This is a genomic window from Bacillus hominis (assembly GCF_018332515.1).
Lineage (GTDB): Bacteria > Bacillota > Bacilli > Bacillales > Bacillaceae_G > Bacillus_A > Bacillus_A hominis.
The window spans coordinates 1-16,101 of record NZ_BOQD01000199.1; the positions used below are offsets into that span (position 1 = coordinate 1).

Here is a 16,101-nt window from a genome sequence, read left to right on the forward strand (position 1 = left end):
ATTTGACTCGTGTTTTTTTGTTTTTAAACAGTACACGAAAGAAGTAAAGGGAATACATAAGTAATACAAACACGTTGCCCAAGATTAAATCATATTATATAAGAAATTGATGTATATTTTCCGGAAAATTGTTAAGGAATAGAGGTATATAGTATGTTTATTTAAAAAGGGGAGGAAAGATTATGAAATTACCAAGTGAAATTTGCATCGTTTGTGAAACAAAAAGAGGAGAAGGAATATATGTATATAATAATTTAATATGTTACGAGTGCGAAAGAAATCTGGTGAATACTGAGACAAATGACCCGAAGTATATACATTATTTAAAACAACTGCGAAAATTAGAAGTATCATATTTTTAAATAGGCATTATGCCTATTATTTTTTTTGCCCTAATATCTGTATAATAGATACAGAATAAATAATAAGGAAGATATATATATATGAATCAAAATCGTATACCTTTATATGAGGCGTTAATGGAATTTAAAGAAAGGCGACCACTATCTTTTCATGTTCCAGGTCATAAGAATGGTTTAAACTTCCCTCAGAAAGCTACAGGAGGGTTTAAGGACATATTATCGATTGATGTAACAGAGTTAACAGGATTAGATGATTTGCATAGTCCATTTGAATGTATAGATGAAGCACAGCACTTATTAGCTGAAGTATATGGCGTGCACAAAAGTTACTTTTTAATTAATGGTTCAACAGTTGGAAATTTAGCAATGATTTTGTCTTGCTGCGGCGAAAATGATATTGTCCTCGTACAAAGAAATTGTCATAAATCAATCATTAATGGTTTGAAATTAGCAGGGGCTAATCCGGTCTTTTTAAATCCATGGATTGATGAAGTACATAACGTACCAGTAGGTGTTCATGATGAAGTTATTAAGGAGGCAATTACAAAGTATCCAAATGCAAAAGCACTTATTTTAACACATCCTAATTACTATGGTATGGGAATTGATTTAGAGGCAAGTATCGCTTACGCACATGCACATGAAATTCCTGTTCTAGTAGATGAAGCACATGGGGCACATTTTTGTATAGGGGATCCCTTCCCGAAGTCAGCATTAGTTTATGGTGCGGATATTGTGGTTCATTCCGCACATAAAACATTACCTGCGATGACAATGGGATCTTATTTACATATAAATAGCCGTTTGGTGAGCGAAGAAAAAGTTTCCTCCTATTTAAGTATGCTACAATCTAGTAGCCCATCATATCCAATTATGGCTTCTCTTGATATAGCACGCTTTGCAATAGCGGTTATAAAGGAAGAGGGGCATGATGAAATCGTTGAGTTTTTACGCCGATTTAAAGAAGGATTGCGATCTATCCCACAAATAGCCATTTTGCAATATCCATCGCAAGATGAATTAAAGGTTACGGTGCAAACTCGCTGTCAGTTATCAGGGTATGAATTACAGTCTGTATTTGAAAAGGTCGGTATATATACGGAAATGGCAGATCCATATAACGTCCTATTTATATTACCGTTACAAGTAAATGAGGAGTATATGAAAGCTATAGAGATAATTCGAGTAGCTTTGCAGCAATATAAGGTAAAAGACAAGACAGCATCAATTCGTTATACTTATAAAGGGGAAATTGCCCCTTTACCGTATACGTATAAACAATTAGAGAGATACGAAACAAAGTTAGTATCTATAGAAGAAGCAGTTGGTATGATAGCTGCAGAAATGGTGATTCCGTATCCACCTGGAATTCCATTGATCATGTATGGAGAGAGAATTACTCAGGAACATACAAAGCAAATTACTCATTTAGAGAAAACAGGGGCTCGTTTTCAAGGTAGTACGAAATATATGAACGTGTATGATATAGAAAGTAGGTTTTAGGATGAAGGGATTATTTGTAACAATTGAAGGACCAGAAGGTTCAGGTAAAACAACATTAATTAAAAGTTTATTGCCATATTTTGAGCAAAAGGAACAAAAGGTAATGGCGACCAGGGAACCGGGTGGTATTGCAATTTCTGAGGATATTAGAACAATTTTGCATAAACAAGAATATACGATGATGGAAGCACGTACAGAGGCGCTTCTTTATGCTGCTGCACGTAGACAGCATTTAGTGGAAAAAGTTATGCCGGCACTTGAGGAAAACTATCTTGTACTATGTGATCGTTTTATAGATAGCTCTTTAGCGTATCAAGGATATGCAAGAGGCTTAGGTATGGATAAAGTATTTGAAATTAATCGTTTCGCAACGGAAGATTGTATGCCTAGTTTAACAATCTATTTAGATATTGAGCCAGAGGTAGGTTTAGCACGAATTGAAAAAGATGCAGGACGTGAAGTAAATCGACTAGATATGGAAGATATCTCTTTCCATAAACGTGTGCGTGAAGGGTATTTACAAGTTGTAGAGCGCTTCTCTAATCGCATTGTATTAGTAAATGCTGATCAACCAATGAAAAAACTTATAGAAGAAGTTGTTCAGATTATAGAAGATAAATTGTTATAATAGAAGGAAAGAATGAAATAAGTGAGGTATGCAGTATGATAAATACGTGGGAGCAGCTTTCTGCTATACAGCCCATCGGTGTCAAAATGTTGATGAATAGCATTGCAAAAGAGCGTATATCCCACGCTTACTTGTTAGAGGGGGGGAAAGGGACTGGGAAGTTCGCCACAGCAATTCAAATGGCAAAAAGTTTTCTCTGCTTACAAAGAAATGGTGTAGAGCCTTGTCATGTATGTACGAATTGTCGCCGAATTGATTCAGGTAACTACCCAAACTTACATATTGTAAAACCAGATGGATTATCTATTAAAAAACAGCAAATTCATGACTTACAAGAAGAGTTTTCAAAAACAGGATTAGAAGCAAATAAAAAAGTATATATTATTGAGCATGCAGATCGTATGACAGCAAATGCAGCGAATACGCTCTTAAAGTTTTTAGAAGAACCAAGTAGTGATACAACAGCTATTTTACTTACTGAACAAAGTCATCAGATTTTAAATACAATTTTATCTCGTTGTCAAGTTGTTACGTTTAGGCCGTTACCGACAAAATCCTTAATTAAGAGATTAGAGGAAGAAGGTATTACAGTCACTTTATCTACACTTGCTGCGCAGCTTACAAATAGTTTTGAAGAAGCTTTATTAATGTGTAATGATGAATGGTTTGCACAAGCGAGAGCTTTAGTGATAAAATTATGTGAAGCGCTCGAAAAAGATAAAGCCTCTATTTTTTTTGTACAAGAAAAATGGGGGAAACACTTTAGAGAGAAAGAACAATTACAGCAAGGTTTAGATATGTTACTCCTTATTTATAAGGATTTATTATATGTTCAACTTGGAGAAGAAGATCGTCTTGTTTTTCATGAGCATAAAGAGATGTTTGAATCCTTCTCCTATGCTCAGAAGCGCATTGTATCAGCTCTCTTTAATATATTAGAGGCAAAAAATAGAATCAACGCTAATGTAAATGCGCAGCTTGTGTTCGAACAGTTAGTGTTGCGGTTGCAGGAGGGATGACCGTTTTGTATGATGTAGTAGGTGTTCGCTTTAAGAAGGCCGGAAAGGTATATTACTTTGATCCAAATCAGTTCGATATCTCAGAAAATGAGTTTGTAATTGTAGAAACCGTAAGAGGTATTGAATACGGCAAAGTAGTTATTACCAAAAAGCAAGTTGATGAAAACGACGTTGTATTACCGCTTAAAAAGGTTATTCGTATTGCAAATGAAAATGATCGTACCATTGTTGAAGAAAACAAGCATGCTGCGAAAGAAGCATATCAAGTTTGTCAACAAAAGGTAGGAGAACATAATCTTGATATGAAGCTTGTAGATGTAGAGTATACGTTCGATCGTAATAAGATTATTTTTTACTTTACTGCGGATGGTCGGATTGATTTCCGAGAACTAGTGAAAGACTTAGCGGCAATTTTTAGGACAAGAATTGAGCTGAGACAGATCGGCGTTCGTGACGAAGCAAAAATGCTTGGTGGTATTGGTCCATGTGGTCGTATGCTTTGTTGTTCTACTTTTTTAGGAGATTTTGAACCTGTATCCATTAAAATGGCAAAGGATCAAAATTTATCATTAAATCCTGCAAAAATCTCTGGTTTATGTGGTCGCTTAATGTGTTGCTTAAAATATGAGAATGATGAATATGAGGCAGCAAAGGAACAACTTCCTGATTTAGATCAACGTATACAAACACCGCACGGTACTGGCCGTGTTATCGGATTAAATATTTTAGAAAGATTAATTCAAGTGGAACTAGTAGACAAGGAACGGATAGTAGAATATACGTTAGATGAATTAATTAATAAAGGGGTCGTTTCGAGTCAAACCACAGATTAATGAGGTGGGTGCTTGTGGAGAAAAAGGATATTTTTGCATCGGTTTCTAGTATGGAAGAGCAAATTGGACATTTATACAAACAGTTGGGAGAATTAAAACAACATCTTGCAGAATTATTGGAAGAAAACCAACATATAAAAATGGAAAATGAAAATTTGCGACATCGTTTTGAAGAAGTGCAGAACAAGGAAAAACAAAAAACTCAAAAACGCAAAGAAATGAAGGCGAAGACAGATATTGGTGAAGGCTACGATAACCTAGCAAGACTATATCAAGAAGGTTTTCATATTTGCAATCTACATTATGGAAGTGTACGTAAAGAGGGAGATTGTTTATTCTGTCTGTCATTTTTAAATAAAAAGTGAAATTACCTTTCCAATATAATTGGAAAGGTAATTTTTTATACATGAGAGTAGAATGAAATTTATTTTTACATTAATAGAGGATGAGATAGGGTAGGTTAAGTGTAAGAAAGGGAGCAATATATGAATTTATATGAAGATGAGCGTTTAGATTACTTATTAGCGCAAGATATGAAGATTGTACAAAGTCCATCAGTATTTAATTTTTCTTTGGATGCTGTTTTACTCGCAGATTTTGCTTGGGTGCCGATTCAAAAAGGTAACTTACTTGATTTGTGTACAGGTAACGCAGTTATCCCTCTTTTATTAAGTACAAGGACAAAAGGGAAAATTACAGGTGTAGAAATTCAAGAACGCTTATATGATATGGGAATAAGAAGCGTTCAATACAATAATTTAGAAGAAAGAATTCATTTAATCCATGGAGATTTGAAAGATATGCCGGAGAAACTTGGACGTCATCAATATGATGTTGTAACATGTAATCCTCCTTATTTTCAAACACCAAAAACTTCTGAGAAGAATATCAATGAACATTTAGCGATAGCTCGTCATGAAATTATGTGCACATTAGAGGATGTTGTACATGCAAGTAGCCAGTTAGTGAAACAGGGCGGGAAAGTAGCATTTGTACATCGTCCAGGTCGTTTGCTCGACATCGTCACATTAATGCGTAAATACAAAATCGAACCGAAACGTGTGCGATTTGTTTATCCTAAGGCTGGTAAAGAGGCAAATACATTGTTAATTGAAGGAATTAAGGATGGGAATGCAGATTTGAAAATCTTACCACCCCTTTTTGTATATGAAGAAAACAACGAATATACAAAGGAGCTTCGTTCAATTTTATATGGAGAAGAATAAGCATTGTTTTTATGTGGTGGAGTGTTCTGATGGAAGTTATTATGCTGGATATACAAATCATATAGAAAAACGGATTCAGACCCATAATAGTGGAAAAGGTGCTAGATATACACGTGCTAGGCTTCCAGTTGTTTTAAAATATGTAGAGGATCACGAGGATAAACGAACGGCTATGCAAGCTGAATATCACTTTAAACAGTTAACAAGGAAACGAAAAGAAGAATATATGCAAAAAGGAGAACGCTATGTGGCAGCAAAAAAGCTTTCAGCAAAATGAAAAAGGGTTTTTATATTTAGTACCGACTCCAATTGGAAATTTAGAGGATATGACATTTCGTGCAATCCGAATTTTAAAAGAGGCAGATGTTATTGCTGCGGAAGATACAAGGCAAACGAAGAAGCTTTGTAATTATTTTGAAATTGAAACACCAGTTATGAGTTATCATGAGCATAATAAAGAAGTAAGTGGACGAAAAATTTTAGATAAGTTAGAAGATGGTAAGACTGTAGCCATTGTGAGTGATGCTGGTATGCCATGTATTTCAGATCCTGGTTACGATATTGTTGTAGAGGCTGTAGCAGGACAATATCATGTTATTCCGCTCCCTGGAGCAAATGCGGCTCTTACAGCATTGATTGCATCAGGACTTGAGACAAAACACTTTTATTTCTATGGTTTCCTGCAAAGAAATAAAAAGGAACGTAGGATTGAGTTAGAAAAGCTGCGCTATATTCCAACTACAATGATGTTTTATGAAGCACCACATCGTTTAGATGATACTTTAATCTCTATGCAAGACGTATTAGGAAATAGAGAAATCGTATTATGTCGCGAGCTAACGAAAAAATTTGAAGAATTTATTCGTGGAACAATTGAGGAAGCAATTGAGTGGACGAAGCAAAATGAAGTCCGTGGTGAGTTTTGTATTTTAGTAGCAGGTTCAACAGAAGAAGCTGCTCCAGAAGAACAATGGTGGGAAACTATTTCAGTATATAATCATATTGAACATTATATAAATGAAAAAGGTATGAATTCAAAAGAAGCGATTAAAACAGTCGCTAAAGATCGAGAATTGTCGAAACGTGATGTATATCAAATCTATCATGTAGATAAAAAATAAGCTTCTCATAATTGAGAAGCTTATTTTGCTGTTTCGATATAATCTTGAAGTTCGTTTAAAACCTGTTCAGCGCCTTCTTTACTTAAGATAATTTTACCTTCAGCTAAAGATAGGTTACCATCAGATACTTCACCAGTTACTTGGCAAGTCATGTTTGGTTTATATTTTTTTAAGATGATTTTTTCGTCATCAACGTAGATTTCAAGAGCGTCCTTTTCTGCAATACCTAAAGTACGGCGTAATTCGATTGGAATTACCACACGACCTAATTCATCAACTTTACGAACGATACCAGTAGATTTCATAATTCTTTTCCTCCTAAATAAATAGTTTATAAGTTTCGAGTCTATTTTTTTGATTCGTCATTTTTCGACAAAATACCCTATGGACATATGATACCAATCATTTACATTTCCGTCAATTCTTAAATTCTATATTTTAAAAAAAGATTTATAGATTTTTATACTTCTTATATATAATAGAGTGTGAGTCATTTCTATAATTGTTTCGTATTATTTTTATAATGTTTATACTTTTCGGGAAATATATTGTATATTTTTTTTGAATATGAGTAATAGATGATAAAGATATCGAGCATTAACTCGTTTTTATATGTGAGTTTTTGATATACTGTTTATAAATACATATGAGGTTATTCGGGAGGTCCAAAACGATGAAAGAGGAAAATAAGTCCTTTTATATTACTACCCCAATTTATTATCCAAGTGGAAAGTTACACATTGGACATGCTTATACGACAGTAGCAGGAGATGCGATGGCACGATATAAGCGTATGCAAGGATACAATGTTCATTATTTAACAGGAACTGATGAGCATGGACAGAAGATTCAAAAGAAAGCAGAAGAACTAAATGTTACACCACAAGCATATGTGGATAACATTGTATCAGGGATTAAAGAACTTTGGGAGAAGATGGATATCTCCTATGATGATTTTATTCGTACAACGGAAGATCGTCATAAAGATGTTGTTGAGAAAATCTTCAAGCAGCTAGTAGATCAAGGCGATATTTATCTTGATGAATATGAAGGTTGGTATTCTGTACAAGATGAAACATTCTATACAGCGCATCAATTAGTAGATCCAATTATGGAAGGTGACAAAGTAGTCGGTGGAAAAAGCCCAGATAGTGGTCACGCTGTAGAACTTGTTCGCGAAGAATCTTATTTCTTTAGAATGGGTAAATATGTAGACCGACTATTAAAGTTCTATGAAGATAACCCTCATTTCATTCAGCCGGAGTCCCGTAAAAATGAAATGATTAATAACTTCATTAAACCAGGATTAGAAGATTTAGCTGTTTCTCGTACTTCATTTGACTGGGGAGTTCGTGTTCCAGGTAACCCAAAACACGTTATTTACGTATGGGTAGATGCGTTGTCTAATTACATTACTGCATTAGGATATGGAACAGAAAATGACGAGAAGTATAAAAAATTCTGGCCAGCAGATGTCCATTTAGTTGGGAAAGAAATCGTTCGTTTCCATACAATTTATTGGCCAATTATTTTAATGGCTTTAGATTTACCACTTCCGAAGAAAGTCTTTGCTCATGGCTGGATTTTAATGAAGGATGGAAAAATGAGTAAGTCAAAAGGAAACGTAGTAGATCCAGTTACACTAATCGATCGTTACGGATTAGATGCATTACGTTACTACTTACTTCGCGAAGTTCCATTTGGATCTGATGGAGTATTCACACCAGAAGGATTTGTTGAACGAATCAACTTTGATTTAGCGAATGATTTAGGGAACTTATTAAATCGTACAGTAGCTATGATTGATAAATACTTTAACGGGGAAATCCCTGAATTTAAAGCAAATGTAACTGAGTTCGATGAAACGCTAGTGACATTTGCCCAAGATACATTGAAAAAAGTAGAAGAGGCAATGGAGAATATGGAATTCTCTGTAGCGTTAAGTTCCATTTGGCAATTAGTTAGCCGTACGAACAAATATATTGATGAAACGCAGCCATGGGTATTAGCGAAGGATGAGAATGATCGTGAAAAACTTGCGTCTGTAATGGCCCACTTAGCTGAGGTACTTCGTCAAACAGGTATTATGCTTATGCCGTTCCTAACGGTAGCACCAAGTAAGATGTTTGCTCAACTTGGACTTACTGAAGAGGCGCATAAATCTTGGGAAAGCCTATCTACAATTGGATGTATTCCAGCTGGAACAAAAGTAGAAAAAGGAAACCCAATTTTCCCTCGTTTGGAAATGGAAGTAGAAGTGGAGTATATTAAAGAACAAATGCAAGGTTCTGCACCTAAAGTAGAAGAGAAAAAAGCAGAAGAACAAAAGGCAGAAGAAATTACAATTGATGATTTCTTTAAAGTAGAATTACGAGTAGCTGAAGTAATATCCGCTGAACCTGTGAAAAAAGCAGATAAGTTGTTAAAAATCCAGCTTGATTTAGGGACAGAGAAGCGTCAAGTGGTTTCTGGGATTGCTAAATTCTATTCCCCAGAAGAACTAAAAGGTAAAAAGGTTATTTGTGTAACGAATTTAAAACCTGTAAAATTACGTGGTGAATTATCACAAGGTATGATTTTAGCAGGTGAAGAGAATGGCGTATTGTCATTAGCATCAATTGATCAAAATTTACCAAATGGTACAAAAATCAAGTAATTGAGACAAGAAAAGAGATGTTTCACGTGTAACATGGGTGAAGCGTCTTTTTTCTTTTTACATTCCCTTTTTTTGCATTAAAATTGTAGTATTGTTATCGTTAAGTTAGAAAGAGCATAGCTTTTCTATGAGAGCATTGATTTCAAGATAAAAGGAGTTATTTATTATGTTGTTTGATACACATTCACATTTAAATGCAGAGCAATTTGAAGAAGATTTACAAGAAGTTATCGCAAGAATGAAAGAAGCGGGAGTTACATATACAGTTGTTGTTGGATTTGATGAAGTAACGATAAAGAAAGCAATTGAATTAGCAGAGGCTTATGATTTTATTTACGCTGCAGTTGGATGGCATCCCGTTGATGCAATCGACATGAAAGAAGAACATTTAGCTTGGTTAGAGGAATTAGCTGCTCATCCTAAAGTAGTTGCAATTGGAGAAATGGGATTAGATTATCACTGGGATAAGTCTCCAAAAGAAATACAGAAGGAAGTATTCCGTAAACAAATTGCATTAGCGAAAAAGGTGAAATTACCGATTATTATACATAACCGCGATGCAACTCAAGATATTGTTGATATCCTAGAGGAAGAGAATGCAGCTGAAGTAGGAGGCATTATGCATTGCTTTAGCGGTAGTGTAGAAGTAGCGCAGCGATGTGTCGATATGAACTTTTTAATTTCATTAGGCGGGCCAGTAACATTTAAAAATGCTAAGAAACCGAAAGAAGTTGCTATGGAGATTCCGTTAGAAAAATTATTAATAGAGACAGATTGTCCATATTTAACACCACATCCATTTCGAGGGAAACGAAATGAACCTAGTTATGTAAAACTGGTAGCAGAAGAAATTGCGAATTTAAAAGGAATTTCTTATGAAGAAGTAGCACAAATAACAACAAAGAATGCAAAAGCCTTATTTGGTGTTGAATAAAAAAGAATGGGAAGTCCCATTCTTTTTTTGTTTTTTGAGAAGAGAGATAGTAGAAATGATAAGAACCCACTATTTACTCATAACATAAGTGTAGAAATATTGCGGATAAATTAAGATGGAGATAGAAGTGTTACAATAAGGATAGTGAACAAAGATTTTTCTTTTCTACTTTTTAAAATGTAAGATTGGGAAAATAATAATGGAAAAGTCGTCATTTTTTTGTTTTACTAAGTAGAGATGAAACGAGTGTGGAGGCAAGCATGAAAATTAAAGAGATTATCGTTGTAGAAGGTAAAGATGATACAGTTGCGATTAAACGTGCTGTTGATGCGGATACAATCGAAACGAACGGTTCAGCAATCGGTGATCATGTTATTGAGCAAGTTAAATTAGCGCAGCAAAAACGAGGCGTTATTATTTTCACAGATCCGGATTATCCTGGAGAGCGTATTCGAAAAATTATTTCTGACAAAGTTCCTGGATGTAAGCATGCTTTTTTACCGAAGGAAGAAGCACTTGCTAAAAGGAAAAAAGGTGTTGGAATCGAACATGCTTCTAATGAGTCGATTCGCCGCGCTTTAGAGAATATACATGAAGAAATGGAAGCTTATACGAGTGAAATTAGTTGGAGTGATCTAGTCGATGCGGGCTTAGTGGGCGGAGAAATGGCAAAGAGTCGCAGAGAAAGAGTGGGTAAGCTATTAAAGATTGGTTATACAAACGCAAAACAGTTACATAAACGTTTACAAATGTTTCAAGTCTCAAAGGAATCATTTGCAGAAGCTTATAAACAAGTAATACAGGAGGAAAAAAAATGAAGGATATCGCAACACCAAATCGTACAAAAGACATTGTTGAAAAGTATGGATTTTCATTCAAAAAAAGTTTAGGACAAAATTTTTTAATTGATACAAATGTATTAAATCGTATCGTTGATTACGCAGAAATCGGTTCAGAAAGTGGCGCAATTGAAATTGGACCAGGTATTGGTGCGTTAACAGAGCAATTGGCGAAGCGTGCGAAAAAAGTAGTGGCTTTTGAAATTGATCAGAGATTATTACCGATTTTAGACGAGACGTTAGCTCCATATAGCAACGTTACAGTTATAAATAAAGATGTACTAAAAGCAGATGTACATGAAGTGTTTAGTGAGCAATTCGAAGAAGGACAAGATGTAATGGTAGTAGCTAACTTACCATACTATATTACAACACCAATTTTATTTAAATTGCTTGAAGAAAAATTACCTGTTCGTGGATTTGTTGTTATGATGCAAAAAGAAGTTGGAGATCGTTTAGCTGCTAAACCTGGAACGAAAGAATATGGTTCTTTATCAATTGCCATTCAGTATTATACAGAGGTAGAAACAGTTATGACTGTACCGCGTACAGTGTTTGTACCACAACCAAATGTTGATTCTGCGATTATCCGTCTTCTAAAGCGTCCTAAACCAGTTGTAGAAGTGGCAGATGAAACTTTCTTCTTTGAAGTAGTACGAGCAAGTTTCGCACAGCGTCGTAAAACTTTAATGAATAATTTATCAAATAATTTAAATGGTTTCCCGAAAGATAAAGAGTTGTTGGATCGAATTTTAACAGAGGTAGGAATTGATCCGAAGCGAAGAGGCGAAACGTTATCTATCGAAGAGTTTGCAACATTAAGTAATGCATTAATTCTTCATAAATTGTCATAAGAATATGAAAGGGACAGTTCAACTTGAGCTGTCCCTTTTGTCACCTTTCCTTTCCTAAATTCATACTTTAAAAACAGGTAAGATGGCCTAACGAGTTTGGAGGTAGGAGAATGGCTTTACATGTTGGAGAGTTAGTGGAACGATATTCTCATAATAGGGATATTCTTTTTCGTATTATAGAAATAAAAGGCGAGATAGCAATATTATTTGGAGAGGAAATTAGACTTGTGGCGGATGCACCACTTGAAGATTTGGTTAGTATAGATCAACGAGAACATAAAAATAGAGTGAAGCGTGAAAAAGAAACGATGGAGCGTACGTACCGTTTATTTCAGCAAGATTACGTATTGATGAAACAAAGGCATGAACACACTTCAACTGGTGGGTACACAAATGAAGTGAATTATTTTCAAATGCCAGGGCGTGTATTGCATATAGATGGAGATCCTTTATATTTGCGCAAGTGCTTAGATTTATATAATAAAATAGGCGTTCCTGTTCAAGGTATTCATTGTAAGGAAACAGAGATGCATGAAAAGGTAGTAGACTTAATAGAGCATTTTCGCCCAGACATTTTAGTTATTACAGGACATGATGCATATACAAAGTCAAAAGGAGTTATGGGAGATTTAGCAGCATATAGACATTCTAGACATTTTGTACAGGCTGTTCGAGAAGTGCGAAAAAAGTATCCATCATTAGATCAACTCGTTATTTTTGCTGGAGCTTGTCAATCACACTTTGAGGCGTTGATTCGAGCAGGTGCTAATTTCGCTAGTTCACCGTCGAGAATTAATATTCATGCTCTAGATCCGGTATATGTAGTTGGCAAAGTTAGTTTCACTTCATTTATGGAAAGAGTCAATGTATGGGACGTTGTGCGTAATACAATTACTGGTGAAAAGGGACTAGGCGGAATTGAAACAAGAGGGATTTTACGAACAGGATTACCCTTTCAACATTACGAGGAATGAGCAAGGTACATACGTATCTTGCTTTTTTATGTGGAAATGATTTAAATGAATCTGGATAAAAAGCGACAAGAACGTGCAGACTATACAATGATACTTGTACAATATAGTATTTCTTCTATCTATTCGAACGCATGATGCTTTTATAATGATATTGTCTGTAAATTGCGGTTAATAATTGGGATAGATATATCGTGTTTTAAGTGTTCAATCTAAATTACAGCGAGGTGTAGCAAGGTATATGTCAAAACGTTTAGATGAAATTAAAAGCGAATTAGATCACCATCTTGGACAGCGACTTGTGTTAAAGGCGAATAGTGGAAGAAGAAAAACTGTGGAGCAATCGGGTGTACTTGCAGAAACGTATCGTTCGGTGTTTGTTGTACAGTTAGACCAGCAAGAAGATGCATTGCAACGTGTATCTTATAGTTATGCAGATGTTTTAACAGAGACAGTAGAGTTAACATTTTACGATGAACCTCATAATGAAGCATTTTATAATTAATGTGTTATTTGTTACATATATTCCCACAAATGAAAAACCATATTATTTTGCATACTAATTATACCGTAGCAAAATAAGGAGGGACTCTGCATTGAGTAGACGAAGAGGAGTCATGTCAAATCAATTTAAAGAAGAGCTTGCAAAAGAGCTTGGCTTTTATGATGTTGTTCAGAAAGAAGGATGGGGCGGAATTCGTGCGAAAGATGCTGGTAATATGGTGAAACGTGCTATAGAAATTGCAGAACAGCAATTAATGAAACGAAACCAGTAGTGGTAAGATACTTTCTATGCTACGGTAGCCGAGGAGAGATTCCTCGGCTTTTTGCACGCTAAAAGGTGCCATCATTTGACATAAGTAGTTTCATTCTGAATGCTTTTCGTTATAATTAGGGAAGTGTCATCGTCTTACTATAAATTTATGGTAAAATAAACGATAAAAGATTGAGTACATAGAGTGGGTGAATAGATTGAAGCTACTAGTGAAAGCACCAGCAAAGATTAATCTGTCGTTAGATGTACTGGGAAAAAGACAAGACGGGTTTCATGAAGTGAAAATGATTATGACAACCATTGATTTAGCGGATCGTTTAGAGTTAATGGAATTAGCAGAAGACCGTATTGAAATTTTGTCCCATAATCGGTATGTCCCAGACGACCAACGTAATTTAGCTTATCAAGCGGCGAAATTATTAAAAGAGAAGTTTAATGTGAAAAAAGGTGTATCTATTACGATTGAAAAAACGATTCCAGTAGCAGCTGGATTAGCAGGTGGAAGTAGTGATGCAGCAGCGACATTACGTGGCCTTAATAAATTATGGAATTTAGGGCTTACAATTGATGAGTTAGCAAAGCTTGGCGCAGAAATTGGATCAGATGTATCGTTCTGTGTATACGGCGGCACAGCAATTGCCACTGGACGAGGAGAGAAAATTGAGCATATAAAGACTCCGCCTTCTTGTTGGGTTATTTTAGCGAAACCACATATAGGTGTATCTACTGCTGATGTGTATGGAAATTTAAAGTTAAATCGAGTTACACATCCAAATGTAGATAAAATGGTTGATGTCATAAATTCTGGAGATTATAAAGGGATTTGTGATACTGTTGGTAACGTTTTAGAAGATGTAACATTTGGAATGCATCCTGAAGTTGCACGTATTAAGGCGCAGATGAAACGATTCGGTGCGGATGCCGTATTAATGAGTGGAAGTGGTCCAACTGTATTTGGACTTGTACACCATGATTCACGAATGCATCGCATTTATAACGGATTAAAAGGATTTTGTGAACAAGTCTACGCGGTACGTTTATTAGGAGAGCGAGAAACGCTTGAATAAAGACGTATAATACGTTATGATTTGTTTAGAATATTCGTGATTTGAGGTGAGAGTATGAAAATTAGAAGAAGTACAAGATTAGTCGATATGACTTATTACTTGCTACAAAACCCTCGTCAGCTAGTATCTCTCACTTTTTTTGCTGAAAGGTATCAATCGGCTAAGTCTTCCATTAGTGAAGATTTAGTTATTATTAAGCAAACGTTTGAACAACAAGGGGTCGGCACATTGCAAACGATACCAGGAGCAGCAGGAGGAGTGAAATATATACCGTATATAAGTGAAGAAGAGGCAGATCTAATTATTGATGAGCTTTGTGGCTTATTTGAAAACCCAGATCGTATTTTGCCTGGCGGTTACTTATATATGACGGATCTTTTAAGTAATCCTCGTCAGATTAATGGCGCAGGTCGTTTATTTGCTTCTGTTTTTGCTAGGCAACCAATTGATGCGGTTATGACGGTAGCGACAAAAGGAATTCCACTTGCTTATGCAGTAGCGAACTACTTAGATGTACCGGTAGTAATTGCGAGAAAAGATAATAAGGTAACAGAAGGACCCACTGTTAGTATTAACTATGTATCGGGTTCCTCTAAGCGAATCCAAACGATGACTTTAGCAAAGCGTAGCCTTCCAGAAGGGTCCAATGTTTTAATTATTGATGACTTTATGAAAGCTGGCGGAACCATTCAAGGTATGATGAGCATGCTAGAAGAGTTTAAAGCTAATGTTGTCGGAATTGGCGTATTAGTAGAGTCTACGGATATTGAAGAAAGACTTATTAATAACTTTGTATCATTAATTCGTCTGTCAGAGGTTGATGTGAAAGAAAAAGCGATTCAAGTGGAAAAGGGGAATTATTCACTTGCACCATTTGATAAAGGGCTTGTAGAGGCTGAGTAAAAAGGTAAAGCAGATAGCTTTACCTTTTTTTATTTCTATTTATAAATTGCAAAATAGATGGACAAACTGCCTTTCGTACACTATTTTTAAAGAGTAAAAATAAATAATAAAAGGGTGAAAAGTATGAAAGTTGTTCAAACAAGTAAAGCACCACAGGCAATCGGACCATATTCACAAGGGATTATTGTAAATAATATGTTCTATAGTTCAGGACAAATTCCGTTAACGGCAAGTGGGGAACTTGTAACGGGAGATGTAACAGTACAAACAGAGCAAGTCTTTGAAAATTTACAAGCGGTATTAACAGAAGCTGGCGCTTCATTTGATACAGTGATAAAAACAACAGTATTTTTAAAGGATATGGATGATTTTAATGCTGTTAATGAAGTATATGGCTCTTATTTCTCTAC

20 protein-coding genes are annotated in these 16,101 nt (G+C 35.4%); 19 read left to right on the top strand and 1 reads right to left on the bottom strand.

Features of this window, described 5'->3' with window-relative positions; genetic code table 11:
- The first annotated feature begins 182 nt into the window (after nt 1–182).
- The 9 genes from KI356_RS18850 (at nt 183) to rsmI (ending at nt 6,692) form a co-directional block, all read left to right on the top strand.
- Nucleotides 183–362 carry a sigma factor G inhibitor Gin gene (locus KI356_RS18850; RefSeq protein ID WP_002091596.1) on the top strand — a complete coding sequence of 60 codons (180 nt, stop codon included), beginning with the start codon at nt 183–185 and terminating at the stop codon, nt 360–362.
- Nucleotides 363–443: 81 nt separating this feature from the next.
- Entirely contained in the window at nt 444–1,865 is a 1,422-nt protein-coding gene (locus KI356_RS18855; protein WP_212936133.1) for an aminotransferase class I/II-fold pyridoxal phosphate-dependent enzyme, read from the top strand.
- 1 nt (nt 1,866) lies between these two features.
- Nucleotides 1,867–2,493 (top strand): dTMP kinase, encoded by a 627-nt coding sequence (tmk, locus tag KI356_RS18860; protein WP_002091594.1) that lies wholly within the window; start codon nt 1,867–1,869, stop codon nt 2,491–2,493.
- A 35-nt stretch (nt 2,494–2,528) separates the two neighbouring features.
- Nucleotides 2,529–3,512, top strand: a complete 984-nt coding sequence (holB, locus tag KI356_RS18865; RefSeq protein WP_128283442.1) for a DNA polymerase III subunit delta' — start codon at nt 2,529–2,531, stop codon at nt 3,510–3,512.
- Nucleotides 3,513–3,517: 5 nt separating this feature from the next.
- Nucleotides 3,518–4,345 carry a PSP1 domain-containing protein gene (locus KI356_RS18870; protein ID WP_002124509.1) on the top strand — a complete coding sequence of 276 codons (828 nt, stop codon included), beginning with the start codon at nt 3,518–3,520 and terminating at the stop codon, nt 4,343–4,345.
- A 14-nt stretch (nt 4,346–4,359) separates the two neighbouring features.
- On the top strand, nt 4,360–4,710 hold the full coding sequence (gene yabA / locus KI356_RS18875; RefSeq protein WP_002009639.1) for a DNA replication initiation control protein YabA: 351 nt from the start codon (nt 4,360–4,362) through the stop codon (nt 4,708–4,710).
- Between the two features lie 120 nt (nt 4,711–4,830).
- Complete coding sequence (locus tag KI356_RS18880; RefSeq protein ID WP_128283441.1) at nt 4,831–5,571, top strand: tRNA1(Val) (adenine(37)-N6)-methyltransferase; 741 nt, start codon at nt 4,831–4,833, stop codon at nt 5,569–5,571.
- Entirely contained in the window at nt 5,558–5,848 is a 291-nt protein-coding gene (locus KI356_RS18885) for a GIY-YIG nuclease family protein (protein ID WP_128283440.1), read from the top strand. The genes KI356_RS18880 and KI356_RS18885 overlap by 14 nt, the downstream gene beginning before the upstream one ends.
- Entirely contained in the window at nt 5,817–6,692 is an 876-nt protein-coding gene (gene rsmI / locus KI356_RS18890) for a 16S rRNA (cytidine(1402)-2'-O)-methyltransferase (RefSeq protein WP_128283439.1), read from the top strand. The genes KI356_RS18885 and rsmI overlap by 32 nt, the downstream gene beginning before the upstream one ends.
- Before the next feature lie 20 nt (nt 6,693–6,712).
- Here rsmI and abrB read toward each other — a convergent pair whose 3' ends face one another.
- Nucleotides 6,713–6,997: a transition state genes transcriptional regulator AbrB gene (gene abrB / locus KI356_RS18895; RefSeq protein WP_000843037.1), complete on the bottom strand. Its 285-nt coding sequence runs from the start codon at nt 6,995–6,997 to the stop codon at nt 6,713–6,715.
- Nucleotides 6,998–7,338: 341 nt separating this feature from the next.
- Between abrB and metG the strand changes: the two genes are divergently transcribed.
- From metG to KI356_RS18945, 10 genes are all read left to right on the top strand, one after another.
- Complete coding sequence (gene metG, locus KI356_RS18900; RefSeq protein ID WP_128283438.1) at nt 7,339–9,348, top strand: methionine--tRNA ligase; 2,010 nt, start codon at nt 7,339–7,341, stop codon at nt 9,346–9,348.
- 166 nt (nt 9,349–9,514) lie between these two features.
- Nucleotides 9,515–10,282 (top strand): TatD family hydrolase, encoded by a 768-nt coding sequence (locus KI356_RS18905; protein ID WP_128283437.1) that lies wholly within the window; start codon nt 9,515–9,517, stop codon nt 10,280–10,282.
- A gap of 260 nt (nt 10,283–10,542) precedes the next feature.
- Nucleotides 10,543–11,100, top strand: coding sequence for a ribonuclease M5 (gene rnmV / locus KI356_RS18910; protein ID WP_128283436.1), 558 nt, complete (start codon nt 10,543–10,545; stop codon nt 11,098–11,100).
- Nucleotides 11,097–11,975, top strand: a complete 879-nt coding sequence (gene rsmA / locus KI356_RS18915) for a 16S rRNA (adenine(1518)-N(6)/adenine(1519)-N(6))-dimethyltransferase RsmA (RefSeq protein ID WP_128283435.1) — start codon at nt 11,097–11,099, stop codon at nt 11,973–11,975. The genes rnmV and rsmA overlap by 4 nt, the downstream gene beginning before the upstream one ends.
- 110 nt (nt 11,976–12,085) lie before the next feature.
- A complete protein-coding gene (gene yabG, locus KI356_RS18920) occupies nt 12,086–12,949 on the top strand; it encodes a sporulation peptidase YabG (RefSeq protein WP_128283434.1) in 864 nt (287 codons plus the stop codon).
- Between the two features lie 238 nt (nt 12,950–13,187).
- Nucleotides 13,188–13,451, top strand: coding sequence for a biofilm formation stimulator Veg (gene veg, locus KI356_RS18925; protein WP_002107294.1), 264 nt, complete (start codon nt 13,188–13,190; stop codon nt 13,449–13,451).
- 91 nt (nt 13,452–13,542) lie between these two features.
- Nucleotides 13,543–13,722, top strand: coding sequence for an acid-soluble spore protein SspF (gene sspF, locus KI356_RS18930; protein ID WP_002094215.1), 180 nt, complete (start codon nt 13,543–13,545; stop codon nt 13,720–13,722).
- A gap of 196 nt (nt 13,723–13,918) precedes the next feature.
- On the top strand, nt 13,919–14,788 hold the full coding sequence (ispE, locus tag KI356_RS18935) for a 4-(cytidine 5'-diphospho)-2-C-methyl-D-erythritol kinase (protein ID WP_128283433.1): 870 nt from the start codon (nt 13,919–13,921) through the stop codon (nt 14,786–14,788).
- A 54-nt stretch (nt 14,789–14,842) separates the two neighbouring features.
- Nucleotides 14,843–15,691, top strand: coding sequence for a pur operon repressor (gene purR / locus KI356_RS18940; protein ID WP_002124531.1), 849 nt, complete (start codon nt 14,843–14,845; stop codon nt 15,689–15,691).
- Nucleotides 15,692–15,814: 123 nt separating this feature from the next.
- A partial coding sequence (locus KI356_RS18945) for a Rid family detoxifying hydrolase (protein ID WP_212936134.1) occupies nt 15,815–16,101 on the top strand: 287 nt, incomplete at its 3' end.

Excerpts from the sequence above, each read along its gene's own strand:
- metG (WP_128283438.1), top strand. The coding sequence starts at position 7,339 with ATGAGGTTATTCGGGAGGTCCAAAACGATGAAAGAGGAAAATAAGTCC.
- KI356_RS18885 (WP_128283440.1), top strand. The coding sequence starts at position 5,558 with ATGGAGAAGAATAAGCATTGTTTTTATGTGGTGGAGTGTTCTGATGGA.
- KI356_RS18850 (WP_002091596.1), top strand. The coding sequence starts at position 183 with ATGAAATTACCAAGTGAAATTTGCATCGTTTGTGAAACAAAAAGAGGA.
- yabG (WP_128283434.1), top strand. The coding sequence starts at position 12,086 with ATGGCTTTACATGTTGGAGAGTTAGTGGAACGATATTCTCATAATAGG.
- KI356_RS18905 (WP_128283437.1), top strand. The coding sequence starts at position 9,515 with ATGTTGTTTGATACACATTCACATTTAAATGCAGAGCAATTTGAAGAA.
- KI356_RS18855 (WP_212936133.1), top strand. The coding sequence starts at position 444 with ATGAATCAAAATCGTATACCTTTATATGAGGCGTTAATGGAATTTAAA.
- rsmI (WP_128283439.1), top strand. The coding sequence starts at position 5,817 with ATGTGGCAGCAAAAAAGCTTTCAGCAAAATGAAAAAGGGTTTTTATAT.
- KI356_RS18880 (WP_128283441.1), top strand. The coding sequence starts at position 4,831 with ATGAATTTATATGAAGATGAGCGTTTAGATTACTTATTAGCGCAAGAT.
- rnmV (WP_128283436.1), top strand. The coding sequence starts at position 10,543 with ATGAAAATTAAAGAGATTATCGTTGTAGAAGGTAAAGATGATACAGTT.
- rsmA (WP_128283435.1), top strand. The coding sequence starts at position 11,097 with ATGAAGGATATCGCAACACCAAATCGTACAAAAGACATTGTTGAAAAG.
- holB (WP_128283442.1), top strand. The coding sequence starts at position 2,529 with ATGATAAATACGTGGGAGCAGCTTTCTGCTATACAGCCCATCGGTGTC.
- purR (WP_002124531.1), top strand. The coding sequence starts at position 14,843 with ATGAAAATTAGAAGAAGTACAAGATTAGTCGATATGACTTATTACTTG.
- tmk (WP_002091594.1), top strand. The coding sequence starts at position 1,867 with ATGAAGGGATTATTTGTAACAATTGAAGGACCAGAAGGTTCAGGTAAA.
- abrB (WP_000843037.1), bottom strand. The coding sequence starts at position 6,997 with ATGAAATCTACTGGTATCGTTCGTAAAGTTGATGAATTAGGTCGTGTG.
- veg (WP_002107294.1), top strand. The coding sequence starts at position 13,188 with ATGTCAAAACGTTTAGATGAAATTAAAAGCGAATTAGATCACCATCTT.